Genomic DNA, 18,218 nt, shown 5'->3' on the forward strand with positions numbered 1-18,218 from the left:
TTCGCGTGAAGAAAACGCGTCAAAACAAAAACCTGGAGCTTCGGCTCTGATTCCATCAGAACCGAAAAAGCTCTAGTCGCTGAAATAGTGCGGATGCCGCGCGCGGATCTGCGCGAGCTCGCTCAGCGTCCCCGACAAATGGGTTCGCAGATGTTTTTGCGCTTCCTCCGGCTCGCCGCCGGCGATAGCCTTGGCGATCAGCTTGTGATGGCGGACGATATCCTGCGCCTTGCCGGGCGAGGGCAGATGCAGCCGGCGCAACCTGTCGATGTGGCCGCTGCGGCTGCGGATGAGGGTCCAGATTTCCTGCTTGTCGGCGGCCTCGTATAGCTGCGCGTGGAACTCGTTGTCGGCGGCCATGAATTTCTCGAACGCGCCGGCCTTTGCGAACTGCTGTTGCCGCGCGATGGTGGAGTTGAGATCGGCGACGAGCGCCTCGTCCGGTTGCAGCGCGAGCACGCGCACGATCTCCAGCTCGACCGCCTGGCGCAGGAAATGTGCCTGCTGCGCGCGGCGCAGGTCGATCCGGCTGACGACCGTCGCATATTGCGGGAACACCTCGACGAGACCTTCCTCCTCGAGCCGCTTCAGCGCGTCGCGGATAGGCGTCGAGGACACCCCGAACTGTTCTGCCAGCGCGGCGCGCGACAGCGGTGAGCCCGGCGGCAGTTCCAGCGCGATGATCATGCCGCGCAGGCGCTCAAACACTTGCGGCGCCGCCTGACGGTCGCGATCGAGCAGCCCGCTCGATCGCGGGACGACACGACGCTGGCCGATGACCGGTGGATCCATTTGAATTGCCGTTACGCCCGCGAGAGGCTTGCCAACGATGCACTAATACATTAGTGCATTTCCGCAGGGGTGGTCAATCCGCAACCCTGAGAGGAAGCGCGTAATGAACAGGATGATGTGGCGGACGCTTGCGAGCGCCGCCGTGGCGTTTGGTTTGCTGCAGGGACCGGCGGCACTGGCGCAGCAAAAGCCGGAAATCGCCTTGTCGCGGCAGCCGGGTATTTTCTATATTCCGAGCCACATTATCGAGAAGCAGAAGCTGATCGAGAAACATGCCGCGGCGCTTGGCGTGCCCGGCATCGCCACCAAATGGCTGACATTCTCCAGCGGCGGCGCGCAGACCGATGCGCTGCTTGCGGGCGGCGTCGACATCCTCAATACCGGCACCGGCAATCTCTTGCTGCTGTGGGATCGGACCCGCGGCGGCGTGAAAGGCATTGTCGCCACTTCCGCGCAGCCGATGACGCTGATCAGCCGCGATCCCAACATCAAGTCGCTGAAGGATTTTGGGCCGAACGATAAGATCGCGTTGCCGACCGTGAAGGTCTCGACGCAGGCCATCGTGCTGCAGATCGCGGCCGGCGAGTTGTTCGGCTCGGATCAATGGTCGAAGCTCGATTCCAACACCGTGCAGCTCGGCCACCCCGATGCCTATGCCGCAATGTCCAATCCGCAGCATGAGGTGCGCAGTCATTTCTCGATCCCTCCCTACACCTTCCTTGAGCTGAAGAATGTGCCGGGCGCGCATGTCGTGCTGAACTCGCCTGACGTGATGGGCGGCCCGCTTAGCCAGGCGCAATTCTTCACCACGACGAAATTCGCCGACGCCAATCCAAAAATCATCCAGGCCGTGCGGCTGGCGACCAAGGAAGCGCATGACCTGATCCGAAGCGATCCCAAGCTCGCGGTCGAAATCTACAAGGAGATCACTGGCGACAAGACGTCAGTTGAAGATCTGCTGGCCTGGCTGAAGGAGCCCGGCATGATGGAGTGGAATCTGGAGCCGCAGGGCACCATGAAATTCGCCAACCATCTCTTCAAGACGGGTACGCTGAAGACGCAGCCCAAGGCGTGGACCGACTATTACCTGCCGGTCGCGCATGACCTGAAGGGCAGTTGATCCCATGGCGCCGCTCCTTGACGTCTCCGATGTGACGCTGCGCTACAAGACGTCGAACGCGGTCATCACAGCGACCGAACGCGTCTCCTTCACGGTCGATCGCTCCGATCGCTTCGTGCTGCTCGGGCCGTCCGGCTGCGGCAAATCCACGCTGCTGAAGGCGGTCGGCGGCTACTTGCGGCCCAGCGAGGGCAAGATGCGGATTGACGGCCGCGAGATCGTCGAGCCGGGCGCCGATCGGATGATGATCTTCCAGGAGTTCGATCAACTCCTGCCGTGGAAAACCGTGCTGGAGAATGTGATGTTTCCGCTCCTGACCGCGCGGCGGCTACCTCGCAAGAAAGCCGAGGCGAAGGCTCGGGCCTATATCGAGAAGGTCGGGCTGACTCGCGTGGTCGATAGCTATCCGCATACGTTGTCTGGCGGCATGAAGCAACGCGTCGCGATCGCGCGCGGCATGGCGATGGAGCCGGACATTCTGCTGATGGACGAGCCGTTCGCGGCGCTGGACGCGCTGACGCGTCGGACTTGCCAGGACGAATTGCTGCAGCTCTGGTCTGATACCAAGTTCACCGTGCTGTTCGTCACCCATTCAATCGCGGAAGCTATCAAGATCGGCAACCGCATCCTGCTGCTGTCGCCGCATCCGGGGCGGGTCAAGGCCGAAGTCGTCGACGTCGACCGCGTCTCCAGCGAAGACGGCAGCGCTGCACGGCTGGAGAAGCAGATACACGATCTGCTGTTCGCTGAGCCGGCAACCGCACACTGAGGAGAGGCGCGATGGGAGAAGCAACGATCCTGCTGCGCGAGAGCAATGCAGTGGCCGCGCCGGCCGCAGGCGAGGTCGAGCGCAAGCTGAGTGTGTGGGAGCTGCTTTGGGACGACGGCTTTGTGCGCAAGGGGCTCATCATTGTCTTCCTGGCGGCAGCGTGGGAAGCTTACGGTCTGTGGCTCGACAATCCCCTGTTGTTCCCGACCTTCCATGACACCGTCGTCACCATGTTCGAGAAGGTGCGCGACGGCACCATCCCGATGCGGGCCTGGGCGTCGCTAAAAGTACTGTTCATGGGTTATTCCGCCGGCATTGCCCTGGCCTCGATCTTGACCATCCTCGCGATCTCGACCCGCATCGGCACGGATTTCCTCGAGACGATCACGGCGATGTTCAACCCGTTGCCGGCGATTGCGCTCCTGCCGCTTGCACTGATCTGGTTCGGGCTTGGCAATGGCAGTCTTGTGTTCGTGCTGATTCATTCCGTTCTCTGGCCGGTCGCGCTCAACACCCATGCCGGTTTCAAGGGCGTGTCCAACACGCTGCGCATGGTCGGCCGCAATTATGGCCTGCGCGGACTACCCTATGTGGCGCGCATCCTGATCCCCGCGGCTTTCAGTCCGATCCTGACCGGGCTGAAGATCGGTTGGGCCTTTGCCTGGCGCACGTTGATCGCCGCCGAACTGGTGTTCGGCGTGTCGTCGGGACAGGGCGGGCTCGGCTGGTACATCTTTGAGAACCGCAACCTGCTCGACATTCCCGCCGTGTTCGCCGGATTATTGACGGTGATCATCATCGGCCTGATCGTCGAAAACCTGATCTTCCGCACCATCGAGCGGAACACGGTCCAGAAGTGGGGCACCCAGACATGAGCGACAAAAGCAAGAAGAAGCGCCCCGACCAACTCCGCAGCGCGCGCTGGTTCGCGCCCGATGATCTCAGGGCCTTCGGCCACCGCTCGCGCGCCATGCAGATGGGCTACGCGCCGGAGGAGTGGAAGGACCGGCCGGTGATTGCGATCATCAACACCTGGTCGGACGCCCAGCCCTGTCACATGCATTTCAAGAGCCGCGTCGACGACGTCAAGCGCGGCGTGTTGATGGCCGGCGGCTTTCCGATGGAACTGCCGGCGCTGTCGCTGTCGGAATCGTTCCTGAAGCCGACCACCATGCTCTATCGCAACATGCTGGCGATGGACGCGGAAGAATTGCTGCGCGGCCATCCGGTCGACGGCGTCGTGCTGATGGGCGGCTGCGACAAGACCACGCCGGCGCTGTTGCTCGCCGCCACCTCTATGAACCTGCCCACGATCTATCTGCCGGCCGGTCCGATGCTGCGCGGCAACTGGAAGGGCCGCACGCTGGGCTCGGGATCGGACGCCTGGAAATATTGGGATGAGCGGCGTGCCGGCAAGATTTCCGATGATGACTGGGTCGACATGGAAGCCGGCATCGCCCGCAGCTACGGCACCTGCATGACCATGGGCACCGCCTCCACCATGACCGCGATCGCCGAATCCATCGGCATGACGCTGCCGGGTGCCTCCTCGATTCCGGCCGCGGATGCCGGTCATATCCGCATGGCCTCCGAATGCGGCCGCCGCGTCGTCGAGATGGTCTGGGAGGATCTGACCCCGCAACAGATCCAGACCCGGAAGGCGTTCGAGAACGCGATCACGGTGGCGATGGCGATGGGCTGCTCGACCAACGCGATCATCCATCTGATCGCGCAGGCCCGCCGCGCCGGCCAGGACATCTCCCTCGACGATTTCGAGAAGGCGAGCCGCGAGGTGCCTGTTATCGCCAATGTCCGCCCGAGCGGCGATCTCTATCTGATGGAGGATTTCTTCTACGCCGGCGGCTTGCCGGCGCTGATGAGCCGGATCAAGGATCATCTGCATCTCGACTGCCTGACTGTGACCGGCAAGACGCTGGGGGAGAATATCGCCCGCGCCGAAGTCCATAACGACGATGTCATCCGCAGCGTCGCCAACCCGATCTACAAGGAGGGTGCGCTCGCGGTGCTCAAGGGCAATCTCGCGCCCGACGGCTGCGTGATCAAGCCCAGCGCCTGCGATCGGCGCTTCCTGAAGCATTCCGGCCCGGCGCTGGTGTTCGACGACTACCCCTCCATGAAGAAGGCGGTTGACGATCCCGATCTGGATGTGACGGCCGATCATGTGCTGATCCTGCGCAATGCGGGGCCGCAGGGCGGTCCGGGCATGCCGGAATGGGGCATGCTGCCGATCCCCACAAAACTCGTGAAGCAGGGCGTGCGCGACATGGTGCGGATCTCGGACGCGCGGATGAGCGGCACCAGCTATGGGGCCTGCATCCTGCATGTCGCGCCTGAAGCTTATATTGGCGGTCCGCTCGCGCTTGTGCAGAACGGCGATCTTATCACCCTCGACGTCGCCGCCCGCAGCATCACCCTCGATGTGCCGCAGGAAGAGCTCGTACGTCGCCGCGCCGCCTGGAAGCAGCCGGAGCGCCGCTACGAGCGCGGCTATGGCTGGATGTTTACGCGCCACATCAAGCAGGCCAACGAAGGCTGCGATTTCGATTTTCTTGAAACCGGCTTCGGCAAGCCGGTCGATGAGCCGTCGATTTATTAGCTCTTGTTTCACCTCTCCCGCTTGCGGGCGAGGCGTAGGCCGCCTTCGGCGGCCGTTCTTAAAGGACGCCGCAGCGAAGCTTCGGCTACGGCATAGCGCCGGGTGAGGGCTCTCTCCGCTGGGGGACTCGTGGAGAGAACCCTCACCCCAGCCTTCTCCCGCAAGCGGGAGAGGGAGCCGCAGCATCTCTCCCGGAATGACGAAGGAGCAGTTCACATGTCCAAACTCAGCGACACCACCCGCAACAAGCTGAAAGCCATCTCTACCGCCACCGTCGCCACCGCGCTGTACAAGCGCGGCTTCCGCATCCAGTGCATCCAGGACGTCCACCCCTTGAGCCCGGACCAGCCGATCATGGTCGGCGAAGCCTTCACGCTGCGCTACATGCCGGCGCGCGAGGACCTCAACAAGCTCGAGGTCTTCCGCGACCGTTCACATCCGCAGCGCAAGGCGATCGAGGATTGCCCGCCCGGCGCGGTGCTGGTGATGGACAGCCGCAAGGATGCGCGTGCCGCCTCTGCCGGCGCCATCCTGGTGACGCGCTTGATGAAGCGTGGCGTTGCTGGCGTCGTGACCGACGGCGGGTTTCGCGATTCCGCAGAGATCGCCGGGCTAGGCTTTCCCGCCTATCACCACCGGCCGAGCGCGCCGACCAACCTGACGTTGCATCACGCGATCGAGATCAACGTTCCGATCGGATGCGGCGACGCGCCGGTGTTTCCCGGCGACGTGATCCTCGGCGATGCTGACGGCGTCATCGTCATCCCCGCGCATCTGGCCGACGAGATCGCCGAAGAAACCTTCGAGATGACCGCGTTCGAGGATTTCGTCGCTGAGGAAGTCCGTAATGGCCGCGGCATCTTCGGTCTCTATCCCGCCACCGATCCGCAGACCTTGACCGATTTCGCGGCGTGGCGGAAAAGGAATGGACGCTGATCCACTTTTTACGCTTATGGTCGGCGCCAGGACCAGTCACGACGGAGGAAAGCCATGCTGATGTTCAACAATCTGATCGACGGCGAATGGCTGTCGGACGGCGCGCGCTCGCCCAACGTCAATCCGTCCGATACCAACGACATTGTCGGCGAGGCCGTGCGCGGCACCCGCGCCCAGCTTGATGCCGCGGTCGCGGCCGCCAAGGCGGCATTCCCGGCATGGTCGCGGGCGACACCGCAGGTCCGCTACGACATCCTCAAGAAGGCGTCCGATGAGATTCTGGCGCGCAAGGATGACCTCGGCCGCCTGCTCTCGCGCGAGGAAGGCAAGACCCTGCCGGAGGGCATCGGCGAGGCCGCGCGTGCGGGCCAGATTTTCGCGTTCTTTGCAGGCGAGTGCCTGCGCATGGCCGGCGAGAAGCTGCCTTCCGTGCGGCCCGGCATCGACGTCGAGATCACCCGCGAGGCCCTCGGCGTGGTCGGCCTGATCACGCCCTGGAACTTCCCGATCGCGATTCCGGCCTGGAAGATCGCGCCCGCGCTCGCCTATGGCAACACGGTCGTGATCAAGCCGGCTGACCTGGTGCCGGGCTCGACCTGGGCGCTGGTCGACATCCTGCAGCGTGCCGGCCTGCCCAAGGGCGTGCTCAACCTCGTGATCGGCCGCGGCTCCGAGGTCGGCGCCGCGCTGCTCGAACATCCGGATGTCTCCGCGATCAGCTTCACCGGATCGGTGGCGACCGGCCAGAAGGTCGCTGCGGCCTGCGTAGCATCGCGGCCGATGAAGAAATTCCAGCTCGAGATGGGCGGCAAGAATCCGCTGGTCATTCTCGACGATGCCGACCTGAAGGTCGCGGTCGAATGTGCCGTCAACAGCGCGTTCTTCTCCACGGGCCAGCGCTGCACGGCGGCCTCGCGGCTGATCGTCACCAAGGGCATTCACGACAAATTCGTCGCCGCGCTCACCGAGCGTCTGGGCGGCCTCAAGGTCGACGACGCCTTGAAGGCCGGCACCGATATCGGCCCGGTCGTCGACCAGAACCAGCTCGATCAGGACCTGAAATATCTTTCGATCGGCAAGGACGAGGGAGCCAAGCTAGTGTTCGGCGGCGAACGGCTGAAGCGCGATGCGCCCGGCTTTTATCTGCAGCCGGCGCTGTTCACCGAAGTGACCAACAAGATGCGGATCGCGCGCGAGGAAATCTTCGGACCCGTCGCGGGCGTCATTCGCGTCAACGACTACGCCGAGGCGCTGGCGACCGCAAACGATACCGAGTTCGGCCTCTCCGCCGGCATCTGCACCACCAGCCTGAAATACGCCAGCGACTTCAAGCGCAACGCCGAGGCGGGCATGGTGATGGTCAACCTGCCGATCGCCGGCGTCGACTATCACGTCCCGTTCGGCGGCAGAAAAGGCTCGAGCTATGGTCCGCGCGAGCAGGGCAAATACGCCGCCGAGTTCTACACCACCGTGAAGACCGCTTACACGAATCCGTGAGGGCAGCGGACGTTAGAGCGTTTTCGAGCGAAGTGGGCACTGTTCGCGTGAAGAACGCGTCAAAACAAGAACCTAGAGCGTGATGAGATAAGGTCGAATTGAATCGGTCATGGCGCTGCCTCCTCACCTCTCCCCATCGGGGAGAGGTCGGCGCGCAGCGCCGGGTGAGGGGATCTGCTCCATCGAGGGACCGCAACCCCTCACCCGCGCCTCCGGCGCGACCTCTCCCTTCGGGAGAGGTGAACTTGCGGCTAAACCGATTCAACCAAATGCATCACGCTCTAAGCCGGCGTTGCCGTCGCCCGGCGGAACGTCGCTCTAGCCGCTACAACATCTCCGGCTTGAACAGCTTGCGATATTTCCGCGTATTCTCGCCGGAGATCATAAACTCGCCGTCGCCGCGATAATGAATCGTCTTCGGATATTTCGGCGAGGTCGCGACATGCGCCTTCACCACTTCCAGCACGAACAGGCTGTATTTCCGGATCAGGCTTGAATCGATCAGCCGGCATTCGAAATTGGCGTAGCACTCCGCGATCAACGGCGCGCGCACCTGCTCGCCGGGCCTGGGTGTGAGGCCAAACGCGGCGAACTTGTCGATGTCGCGCCCGGAGCTGTTGCCGATCTTGACCACCGTCGGCGCCAGCTCGACGGTTGGCACGTTGATCACGCACTGTTTGCTGCGCCGGATCAATTCGAAGGAATGGTTGGCGTCCCAGATGTAGCAGCCGATCAGCGAGGGCTGAAACTCCATGATCATGTGCCAGCCCATGGTCATGATGTTGGTCTCATTCCTGTGCGCGGAGGAGACCAGCACGATCGGCCCCGGCTCGAGCAAGCGGCGCACGTTGTCGACAGGAAAATCCGTCTTGGTGTAGCGCGGCATCGGGTCTCCTCTCAGTCGTCGTCCTCGTTTGCGCTTCAAACTCCGCCGTCGTCCCGGCCAAGCGAAGCGCGAGCCAGGACCCATAACCACAGGCAGTTATGGTGACGAAGACTCGGAGTTACACCGTGGGTCAACAACGATGTTTGGTGGTGATGGCTCCCGGGTCCAAGCCCGGGACGACCTGGGGAGAGAGCGGCCGCGTGCCCACCATCCACGCTCGGTGCAAGTGAAGGTGGGCACGCTGCGCTTTGCCCACCCTACGTTTGCTACGCCGCCGCGTCCGCCAATCCCACTGCCCACAGCGCGAAGGCATAGACGATCGCGATTTCATCGAGCCGGTTGAATCGTCCCGATGCGCCGCCGTGGCCAGCGCCCATGTTGGTGCGCAGAAGCACCGGCCCGCCGCCGGTCATGGTGGCGCGCAATCGCGCGATCCATTTCGCCGGCTCCCAATAGGTGACGCGCGGATCGGTCAATCCACCCATGGCGAGGATCGCGGGATAGTCCTTCGCCGCGACATTGTCGTAGGGCGAGTAGGACAGGATGGTGCGAAAATCCTTCTCGCTCTCGATCGGGTTGCCCCATTCCGGCCATTCCGGCGGCGTCAGCGGCAGCGTGTCGTCGAGCATGGTGTTGAGCACGTCGACGAAAGGCACCTCGGCGACGATGCCGCCGAACAATTCGCCGGCGCGGTTCGCGACCGCTCCCATCAGCATGCCGCCGGCCGAGCCGCCATGGCCGACGATGCGTTTACTGCTCGTGTATTTTGCATCGACCAGAGCGCGGGCGGAAGCCGCGAAATCATCAAAGCTGTTGGTCTTCTTCTCGCGCTTGCCGTCGAGATACCAGCCCCAGCCTTTGTCGGCGCCGCCGCGGATATGCGCGATCGCGTAGACGAAGCCGCGGTCGACCAGCGACAGGCGGTTGGTGCTGAAGGAGGCCGGCATTGCCATGCCGTAGGAGCCGTAGCCGTAGAGCAGCAGCGGCGCTGTGCCGTCGCGGACGAAATCCTTGCGGTGCAGGATCGAGACCGGGACCTCTGCGCCGTCATGCGATGTCGCCATGATGCGCGTGGTGACGTAATCGGCCGGGTCGTGGCCGGAGGGAATCTCCTGGCGCTTGCGCAGCACCCGTGTCCGCTTCGTCATGTCGTAGTCGTAGACTTCCGACGGTGTCGTCATCGACGAATAGGAGAAGCGCAGGTTTGTCGTCTCGAATTCGTAGGAGCCCATGGTGTCGAGCGAATAGGCCGCCTCGTCGAAGGCGATCGCATGCTCCTCGCCCGTGGCGAGATCGCGGATCACGATCGCGGGCAGCGCGTTGGCGCGCTCCAGCCGCACCATGTGGCCGGAGAAAAGTTCGAGATCGAGGATGTAGATGCCTTCGCGGTGCGGGATCAGATCGCGCCAGTTCTTGCGCTCCGGCGCGGCGAGCGGCGCCGTCATCACCTTGAAGTCGATCGCGTCATCGGCATTGGTGAGGATGAACAGCTCGTCGCCGCGGTCGGCGATCGAATATTGTACGCCTTCCTCGCGCTCGGCGATCAGCTGCGGCGCCGCTTCGGGATTTTGGAGGTCGATCAACCGCTGTTCCGAGGTCTCGTGGTCGCCGCCCGCGATCACGCAGAAGCGCCCGCTCGCGCTCTCATGCAGATGGGTGAACCAGCCGGAATCCTGCTCTTCATAGACCAGCACGTCGTCGGCCTGTTTGGTGCCGAGACGATGGCGCCAGACCTGCATCGGGCGATGGTTGTCGTCGAGCTTGACGTAGAAGAAGCTCTTCGCGTCCGCGCTCCACACCACACCGCCATCGGTCTCCTCGACGAGGTCGTCGAGATCGGCGCCGGTTGCCCAGTCGCGCACGCGGATCGAGAAATATTCCGAGCCCTTGGTGTCGGCGCTCCAGGCATGCAGCCTGTGGTCGGGCGAATGCCGGCTGCCGCCGAACCTGAAATATTCGGTGGCTTTCGCCAGCTCGTCGCCATCGAGCACGACATGCGCCTCGCCGCCGTCGCGCGGCATGCGGCCGAACATCTCGTGCTGTCCGCCCTCGCGGAATTTGCGGAAATAGGCGAACGGGCCGTCGGGCGAGGGGACGCTGGAATCGTCTTCCTTGATCCGCCCGCGCATCTCCGCAACCAGCTTCTTCTGCAACGGTGCGGTGTGGCCGAGCAGGCTCTCGGTATAGCTGTTCTCGGCTTCGAGATAGCTCCTGATGTCAGGATCAAGGATCGAAGGATCGCGCAGCACCTCCTGCCATTTCGGATCCTTCAGCCAGCCGTAATCGTCTGACACGGTGATGCCGTGCCGGGTGAAGGAGTGCGGCCGTCGCGGCGCGACGGGCGCGGGGTGGGCAGGTTTCTTGGTGGCGGATTGGTCCACTCGGTCCTCGTATGGTCTTTCGGTTCCGTGGTCTTGTTCGCTCGTCATGCGCGGGCTTGGCCCGCGCATCCATCAAAGAAAGGCGTTTTTCGCAAGATGATGGATTGCCGGGTCGAGCCGGCAATGACGACCACCGTCGGAACGAGATGTCATCGAGACATATATCGGTTCGAATGGGTGGATTGCCAGATGCGGTCAGGCGCGCACGCTTTCACCGAGCCATTCAATCGCGGCCTCGGTTCCACCCTTGCCGTGGGGAATGCCGAGCGCGTTGAGCGCGACCTCGACCACGCCGAGTGTGCCCAGGATCATCGGCGCGTTCACATGGCCCATATGGGCGATCCGGAAGGCCTGGCCCTGCAGATCGCCAATGCCGGTGCCGAGCACGACGCCGCATTTCTCTTTGCAATAGCGCTGCAGCGCCGCCGGGTCGTGGCCGTTCATGGTGACTGTGGTCACTGTGTTGGAGCGCTCGGCAGCCTCGGTGATGTTGAAGCCGAGCACCTGGCCCTCGGCCCATACCGCAACGGCACGCCGCACCGCTTCGGCAAGCAGGCGATGGCGCAGATGCGCATTCTGCAGTCCCTCGGCCGTCAGCATGTCGACCGCCTTGCGCAGCGCGAACAACAGATGCACCGGCGCGGTGCCGGCATATTTGCGATAATGCTCGGTGCCCTCGCGTTCGGTCCAGTCCCAATAGGGCGTGCGCAGATCGGCGCGCTTGTGCACCTCCTGCGCGCGCGCACTCGCCGCGACGAAGCCGAGACCCGGCGGCGTCATCAGGCCCTTTTGCGAGCCGGACATCGCGACGTCGATGCCCCAGGCGTCCATCTCGAACGGCATGCAGCCGAGCGAAGCCACGGTATCGACCATGAACAGCGCTGGATGGCCGCTCGCCTTGATCGCCTTGCCGATCGCCTCGATGTCGTTATAGGCGCCGGAGGCGGTATCGACCTGCACGGCGAGGATCGCCTTGATCGTGTGATCCCTGTCGCGCCGCAGCCGGTCTTCGACTTCCGCGGGCCGGATCGCGCGGCGCCAGTCGCCCCTCAACACTTCGACCTCGGCGCCCATTGCGGACGCGGCTTGGCCCCAGCCGATGGCGAAGCGCCCGCTCTCGAGCACCAGCACCTTGTCACCGCGCGACAGCACGTTCGAGAGCGTCGCCTCCCAGGCGCCATGGCCGTTGGCGATATAGATGTAGGATTTGCCTTTGGTGGCGAACAGCTTTGAGAGGTCGCGCAAGAGGCTCTCGGTCAGTTCGACCATCTCCGCCGAGTAGATATCGAGCGCCGGGCGATGCATCGCCTGCAGCACCTCGTCGGGCATCGTGGTGGGTCCGGGGATGGCCAGAAATTCCCGGCCCGCGCGAACGGTCATTGTTGGGTTCCTGCTTGATCTGCCTCGCACACGTGGATGCAGGGATTGGCTGCAAATTTCAACCCACAGAGGCGTTATTTTCCGATCGCGTCGGCGACGGCATGCCAGATCTGATCCTTGATCTCGACCGCGGGCGGGCTCGGGATCGTCGTCGCCGGGCCATCGCGCGGCTTGCATGCTTCCACCAGCCGCAGGATCCAGATTTCGCCGTCGGTGTAATAGAGGTCGCCGCCGCCATTGCGGCCCGCGATCGTCGGGCCGATGCCGGTGACCTGATATTTCGCGGTGACCATGCGGGCGTTTTCCAGGTCGGCCGTGAGCAGGGCCCGCTCGGCATCGAGGTCGGGACCGATGTGATGCGTGATCGCGCCGGTGTAGTGGCTGACGCCGACGCTGCGATCTTGCGTGGCGGCGCCGAGCCACACCGGGCGGCCCTCCTCGCCCTTGTCGAGCACCTGCCAGTAGCGGACATGGTTGCGGCGATCGGCGCTGTTTCCGATCGGCTTCTCGAAGGCGAGGTCTTCACGGCGCCCGAGATAGAAGAGATTGCTGACCGGCGCGTCGCGATAGGGGCGATCGAGCAGCACGCTGCCGACGATCTCGATCGATGATTTCAGCGTGATCGGATCGGCGGGATACCAGCCGGCGGCGTGCATGGCGCAGACCACGTCGTACTTGTCGCCGATCAATCCGATATTCAGGGGATCGCCGGGAATTCCCTGCGCGGTGCGCGTCACCATCGGCAGGTTGGCGAGGCCCTTCTGGTGCTCGTGATGGGTCCACAATGCCGGCAGCAGCAGATAGGCGGCGAGGCCGTAGACTGCGAGTATCAAGACCAGCAGCAATTGGATGCGCCGGACCCGTCGCCGCCGCGCCGAAGGTTGCGCCTTGTCGTCGAGCTCTGTCACCGTGCCGCGCTCTCGAACCGAGGTTGCGCAGGCAGTTTAGAGATTGTTCAGCGCCTTGTCTCGCGGCAGCCCGCGGCTTCCGCCTCCTCGACCGAGCAGAACCAGCGCGTGCCCTTGGCGATCTTCATCTGGATCTTGGCGTACCAGCGGCTTTGCGGCGTGTGATAGATGCATTCGCCCGAGGTGTTGACGTTGCCCTTGATCGTGCAGTCGGGCGAGGGCGCGACCGGGCCGGAGGCGGACGCGAGCAGGATGTTGCGCGCGTTCTCCGGCGGCTTCACGGCGCCGAGGATCGGCGTCTTCTTGTTGCGGATGCGCCAGTCCCAGGGTGCGATGAAGGCGCCCTGCCACATGCCGGCCTTGGCGTCACGCGCGGCCTTCTCGTCGGCCTCATACTCGTGCGACGCCCGCGTATAGGCGAGCGCCCAGCCGTTGGCGACCAGCCATCTCTGGATGTCCTGCCCCTCGACCTCGCAGCGCGCCAGGGTGCGGCCGCGGCGGTCGGTCGTGCCGCGGGTATGGCAGGTCCAGCTCTTGCCGCCGGCATGCTTGATCAGTTCGTCGCGCGCGGCGATCCCGCAGGTCCAACGCTCGCCCAGGGTGTTGAGGCAGAGCTGGTCGGTGGAGGGCGCGTCGATGCCGCCGAGACGGATGCGGGCGGAGCCGATCTGGATCTGGTCGCCCTCGCGGATTTTCGGCACGCCGGTGATGTCTGCGGCCTGCGCCAGCGCGGGCAACAGCAGGAGGGCGGCGGTGAGGAGCAGCGATCGCATCGGCAGGTTCACGGATTGGCGAGCAATTGTGCGGAGATTCGGGCAGGCAAACCAGTAGCGCGAACGCCGCAGCCTTTTCAACTTCGCGTCATTGCCCGCCGCGCCAGCGCCAGCGCCATCAGCACGAAGGCCGAGGTCACCTCGGGGCCGCCGACCAGGATCCGTGTCGGCGTCTTCATCTTGTTCCACTCATAGGCCTCGTATGGGGAACGCCGGCCGCCTTCGCCGAAGCTCGCGACGATGCAGTGCAGCGCCGGCGTGAAGGTCGCGACCTCGGCGCCGAGATGCGCCAGCGCCATCAGCGCCAGCGCGGCGTCGAACGCGTTCATCTCATAGGCGATCAATTCCTGCTGGACGTAGAGCAGCACCTGCGCGCGGATCATCGCGAACACGCCGCTTGGGTCGATCACGCGCTGCGCCGCCGAGGGAAGCGCGATGAACGCGGCGTAGCAGCGGCCGAAATAGGCGCAGTAAAGCTCCGGCAGATAATAGATATGCGAGCGCGGCTTCCTGAACGCGCCGCTTTCCACCAATCGCCGCTGGAAATCGATGATGCGCTGCACCGTCTCCAATCGCTGCGGCGTCTCCAGAATCCGCCAGCGCTTGAGGTTACGGAAGCTGACCTCGAGGATGTCGAGATTGAGCGTCGGATCGAGGTCGTTGCCGTAGGGACGATCACCGGCGAGATTGTCGATCCAGGTGACGACGCCGCCTTCGTAATCGATATTGTCGTTGAGCGGCACGGTGACGCGCGGCTCGTTCGCCCCGCTCCGCACCTGGTAGCCGCGATAGAAATCGAGCAGCGGCTGCTTGAGGATCGGATGATCGCTGCCGGCCTGCGTCGCCGCCGAGAACGAGCAGGCGGTGGTGTCGCAATCAGGCACATAGATGCCGAAGCCGAGGTCCTGCTTGATCTGGGCGAAGAAGCGCGAGAAGCGCGGATGCGGCAATGGCGCCAGCGCCGTGATCACGTTCACGGTCGAGCCGTCATGCGAGGGCACCTCCTCGGCGCTGATCCGCAAGCAGAAGTCGACCATGTCGGCGATCGCCCCGCGCGCGGCGCTGGTCTCCGCGCCGGACGCGAGCCCGGTCTCGACAAAGCTGAGCAGGGCCTCGGTGAAGAACGCATCGTAATAGGCCGAGCGATGGCGGATCTGCATCGGCTGCCACATCGGCTCGGCGATCCCGCGCCAGGGCGGGTTGATCAGCGCGCGCGCGGGCGAATGCGCGATGTAGATGCGCGCGAGGTTGAACAGCAAAGTCGAGTTCTTGTAGCCGCGCGAGTTCAGCCCGGTCAGCGCCATCAAGAGTTCGCGCCCGCCCATGTCGGCATCGCCGATCAGGTTGAACGCCGCATAGGTCGGGATGAAGCCGTTCTTCGCGTAAGCGCGCAACAGATGCGCGCCACAGGCCCGGATCACGCGCTCGATCTCGGCCGCCGCGGGCGCGCGCGCAGGCGCCGCCGCCGCGGGCAGCGGATGCCGCACGTCGATACCTTCCATCAGCGCAGCCACAGGCGCGCCGATCGCCGCCCAGTCCGGCGCCTCGGCATCGCGCGCCTCCTTCAAGGCCGCCTGCAGCGCGCCGAGCCGCGCGTTATCGCGCAAGGCTGGCAGGCCGGTGCGCCGGAGCAGGCCGCGCAGCGCCGGATTGCCGATCGCGGTCCGGTAGAATTTCCCCAAATGCGCATCCCCACCGCGATATTTCAGCAGCAGCGGATCGCAGACGTCGTAAAGCGATGGCCCGTCCTTACGGACCGTGAGCGATCGGCAGACCGCCCCGGCAATGTCATGAAAACCCATGCCACCCCTTTCTGGCACGCACGATCCGGAACAGCCGGGAACCGGCTCTTTTCCGAAAAATCCTGCGCGATCCAAGGAGGCCCCACCCAGAAGCCCCCCGCAAACCTTTGAATCGCACCACAAAATCGCGGAAAACACAATGTGACCGATGTCACATACGCTGCCGCGTTTTGGCACAAGTTTGACCCCGGCGCATTACGGATAAGGCCGAAAGGCCGAATCAGGTTGCCCCGGAAGGCTTCGCAGGTTAAGGGTTTCTGTGTTGCGGTGCCGCAAATTGCGCACAATCTGACGGCACTCGATCAGGCAACCCCTAAAACCACAGACGGCTTTGACGCGACTACACAGTCGCGCCTTGGTCAACGATTGGGATCCGAAACGCATGAAGCTCAGGCAGCTCTCCCTTTCCGACCGCACGCTCATCGTCGCCGCCGCTTGCGTTGCGATGGTGTCGCTGGCGATCGGCGCGCATGCTGCGCTGAACAAGCGGCCGCTGGACGCGCCGAAGGCGGTCGCGACCGAGCAGGGTGTCGTGCCCGCGCAGGCGTCCCGCGTCGCCCTGATCATCGGCAACGGCCATTATCCCGACGCCAACCACCCGCTGCAGCAGCCAATCAACGACGCCCGCGATCTGGGCGCGGCGCTGCGCGGCAGCGGCTTCGATGTCGACGTCGTCGAGGACGCGACCAAGGACGATATGAGCCGCGCCGTCGAGCGCCTGAAGGCCAAGGTCGGGCCTGATACCGTGGTGATGCTGTTCTTCGGCGGCTTCGGCGTGCAGGCCGGCCGCGAGAGCTTCATGCTGCCGGTCGACGCCGCGATCTGGAAGGAAGGCGATGTCCGCCGCGATGGCCTCAGCGTCGAGCACGTGCTGGCCGCGATGGACGAGAAGGGCGCCAAGGCCAAGCTCGTAGTGCTGGATGCCTCCCGCCGCAATCCCTATGAGCGCCGCTTCCGCTCCTACAGCCACGGGCTCGCCCCGATCAGCCCGCCCGAGAACACGCTGGTGATATCATCGGCGACGCCCGGCAAGGTCACCGAGGAATCCAAGGCCACCAACAGCGTGCTGGTCTCCGAGCTCCTGAATAACCTGAAAACCCAGGGCGGCATCGAGTCCGCCTTCAACAAGACCCGCGTCTCGATCTCCCGCGCCAGCGAAGGCGAGCAGGTCCCGTCGGTGTCGTCGTCGCTGCTGGAAGACATCCGCCTCGGCGGCTAACTTAGCCACACTCGCCCCTTGACCTCCCCTTGAAAAGGGGAGGTCGCTTTGCGCGATCACGCGCAAACCGGGTGGGGATCCTGTCTCCACGAACACCAGCTTCACGAATTGAAGAACGCCTCTCCCGTGGGGAGAGGCCGGATTGCATCGCCAGATGCAATCCGGGTGAGGGGTCCCGCTCTCTCAGGGGACCACGACCCTCACCACCCGCTTCTCACTTCCCCTCCGCGCTCGCCATCACCGGCCGCACCGGGTCGCCCTCGCGCAGCAGGGCCCCCGCGCGCGCCACCACGATGTCGCCTTCCTGCACGCCCTCGCGGATCTCGACCTGTCCGGCCTGCATCAGCCCGGTCTCCACCCGCCGCGTCTCGACGCGGTCGCGCTTGATCACCTGCACCACGGTGCCGGCGGAGCCATAGAGGATCGCGGTCAGCGGCACCGCGACGCCGCAGCTCTGCCCGGTCTTGATCTGCGCGCGGCCGGATGAATTCACCAATAGCCGCCGCGGCGCGTTGATGCCGACGACGACCTGGCCGAGCTGGCTGTTCGGCTCCACCGTCGGCGCCACCCGCCGCACCTTGCCGTCCATCTCGCCGGCGCCGATCACCTTGATCGATGCCGTCTGGTTCGGCTGCAGCTTGCCGAGATCCCGCGTCGGCACCATGCCGATCAGGTCGAACTCGTTGCGCGCGATGATCGAGAACAGCGCCTCGCCCTTGCCGCCGGCGATCGTGCCGACGATCGCGCTCGAGGCCGAGATCGTCCCCGCCACCGGCGCGGTGATGTTGAGCTGCCCGCCCTCCGGCAGGTTCAGCCGCGCCAACTGCTGCCCCGCTGTAACATTATCCCCCGGATCCGCCATCACCTCCGCCACCTTCAGCCCGAACCGTTCGGGCCGCACCTGCGTCTCCTCCCGCGGCATGATGATCCCGGAGACTTCGACGATATTGCCGAAGCAGGTTTTCGAGGCCTTCAGCACGGTGACGGTCGCCCCCTTTGGGCTCTCGGGCTCCTCGGCGGCGAGGGTGGGAGAGAGGGTGGCCGCGCTGAGAGTGGCGGCGAGGGTGAGGGACGCAAAAGGGCGGGCAAGAAGGCTGCGCATTAAATTCCGTTCCCGGGTTCGGCTCCATCGATACCA

Annotated in this window: 15 protein-coding genes; 7 read left to right on the top strand and 8 right to left on the bottom strand. The window is 64.4% G+C overall.

Translation table 11 applies throughout. The annotated features are described in order from the left end of the window. Nucleotides 1-72: 72 nt before the first annotated feature. Nucleotides 73-792, bottom strand: a complete 720-nt coding sequence (locus AC5ZG5_RS23490) for a GntR family transcriptional regulator (RefSeq protein ID WP_456644083.1) — start codon at nt 790-792, stop codon at nt 73-75. A gap of 112 nt (nt 793-904) precedes the next feature. Between AC5ZG5_RS23490 and AC5ZG5_RS23495 the strand changes: the two genes are divergently transcribed. The 6 genes from AC5ZG5_RS23495 to AC5ZG5_RS23520 all read left to right on the top strand — a co-directional run bounded on the left by AC5ZG5_RS23495 (nt 905) and on the right by AC5ZG5_RS23520 (nt 7,731). After that, nucleotides 905-1,912 (top strand): ABC transporter substrate-binding protein, encoded by a 1,008-nt coding sequence (locus AC5ZG5_RS23495; RefSeq protein ID WP_456644131.1) that lies wholly within the window; start codon nt 905-907, stop codon nt 1,910-1,912. Nucleotides 1,913-1,916: 4 nt separating this feature from the next. Continuing rightward, a complete protein-coding gene (locus AC5ZG5_RS23500) occupies nt 1,917-2,681 on the top strand; it encodes an ABC transporter ATP-binding protein (protein WP_130228639.1) in 765 nt (254 codons plus the stop codon). A gap of 11 nt (nt 2,682-2,692) precedes the next feature. Beyond that, nucleotides 2,693-3,556: an ABC transporter permease gene (locus AC5ZG5_RS23505; RefSeq protein WP_456644082.1), complete on the top strand. Its 864-nt coding sequence runs from the start codon at nt 2,693-2,695 to the stop codon at nt 3,554-3,556. Next, complete coding sequence (araD, locus tag AC5ZG5_RS23510) at nt 3,553-5,298, top strand: L-arabinonate dehydratase (RefSeq protein ID WP_456644081.1); 1,746 nt, start codon at nt 3,553-3,555, stop codon at nt 5,296-5,298. The genes AC5ZG5_RS23505 and araD overlap by 4 nt, the downstream gene beginning before the upstream one ends. 216 nt (nt 5,299-5,514) lie before the next feature. Then, nucleotides 5,515-6,234 (top strand): ribonuclease activity regulator RraA, encoded by a 720-nt coding sequence (locus AC5ZG5_RS23515; protein ID WP_456644080.1) that lies wholly within the window; start codon nt 5,515-5,517, stop codon nt 6,232-6,234. 54 nt (nt 6,235-6,288) lie between these two features. Further along, nucleotides 6,289-7,731 (top strand): aldehyde dehydrogenase family protein, encoded by a 1,443-nt coding sequence (locus AC5ZG5_RS23520; RefSeq protein ID WP_456644079.1) that lies wholly within the window; start codon nt 6,289-6,291, stop codon nt 7,729-7,731. Between the two features lie 325 nt (nt 7,732-8,056). Here AC5ZG5_RS23520 and AC5ZG5_RS23525 read toward each other — a convergent pair whose 3' ends face one another. From AC5ZG5_RS23525 to AC5ZG5_RS23550, 6 genes are all read right to left on the bottom strand, one after another. Beyond that, nucleotides 8,057-8,617, bottom strand: a complete 561-nt coding sequence (locus AC5ZG5_RS23525; protein ID WP_456644078.1) for a flavin reductase family protein — start codon at nt 8,615-8,617, stop codon at nt 8,057-8,059. 266 nt (nt 8,618-8,883) lie between these two features. Continuing rightward, nucleotides 8,884-10,998: a S9 family peptidase gene (locus tag AC5ZG5_RS23530; RefSeq protein ID WP_456644077.1), complete on the bottom strand. Its 2,115-nt coding sequence runs from the start codon at nt 10,996-10,998 to the stop codon at nt 8,884-8,886. 195 nt (nt 10,999-11,193) lie between these two features. Beyond that, nucleotides 11,194-12,378 carry a pyridoxal-phosphate-dependent aminotransferase family protein gene (locus AC5ZG5_RS23535; RefSeq protein WP_456644076.1) on the bottom strand — a complete coding sequence of 395 codons (1,185 nt, stop codon included), beginning with the start codon at nt 12,376-12,378 and terminating at the stop codon, nt 11,194-11,196. 74 nt (nt 12,379-12,452) lie between these two features. Continuing rightward, nucleotides 12,453-13,286 (bottom strand): LssY C-terminal domain-containing protein, encoded by an 834-nt coding sequence (locus AC5ZG5_RS23540; RefSeq protein WP_456644075.1) that lies wholly within the window; start codon nt 13,284-13,286, stop codon nt 12,453-12,455. A gap of 47 nt (nt 13,287-13,333) precedes the next feature. Next, on the bottom strand, nt 13,334-14,059 hold the full coding sequence (locus tag AC5ZG5_RS23545) for a thermonuclease family protein (RefSeq protein ID WP_456644074.1): 726 nt from the start codon (nt 14,057-14,059) through the stop codon (nt 13,334-13,336). Between the two features lie 77 nt (nt 14,060-14,136). Continuing rightward, nucleotides 14,137-15,861, bottom strand: a complete 1,725-nt coding sequence (locus AC5ZG5_RS23550; RefSeq protein WP_456644073.1) for a hypothetical protein — start codon at nt 15,859-15,861, stop codon at nt 14,137-14,139. Between the two features lie 382 nt (nt 15,862-16,243). Here AC5ZG5_RS23550 and AC5ZG5_RS23555 point away from each other — a divergent pair, with 382 nt between their 5' ends. Further along, on the top strand, nt 16,244-17,080 hold the full coding sequence (locus tag AC5ZG5_RS23555) for a caspase family protein (protein ID WP_456644072.1): 837 nt from the start codon (nt 16,244-16,246) through the stop codon (nt 17,078-17,080). 214 nt (nt 17,081-17,294) lie between these two features. On the opposite strand, the gene AC5ZG5_RS23560 is transcribed toward AC5ZG5_RS23555, so the two are convergent. Further along, nucleotides 17,295-18,182, bottom strand: a complete 888-nt coding sequence (locus AC5ZG5_RS23560; RefSeq protein WP_456644071.1) for an efflux RND transporter periplasmic adaptor subunit — start codon at nt 18,180-18,182, stop codon at nt 17,295-17,297. Nucleotides 18,183-18,218: the final 36 nt, after the last annotated feature.

The sequence above is a fragment of the Bradyrhizobium sp. Ses1 genome, assembly GCF_059512365.1.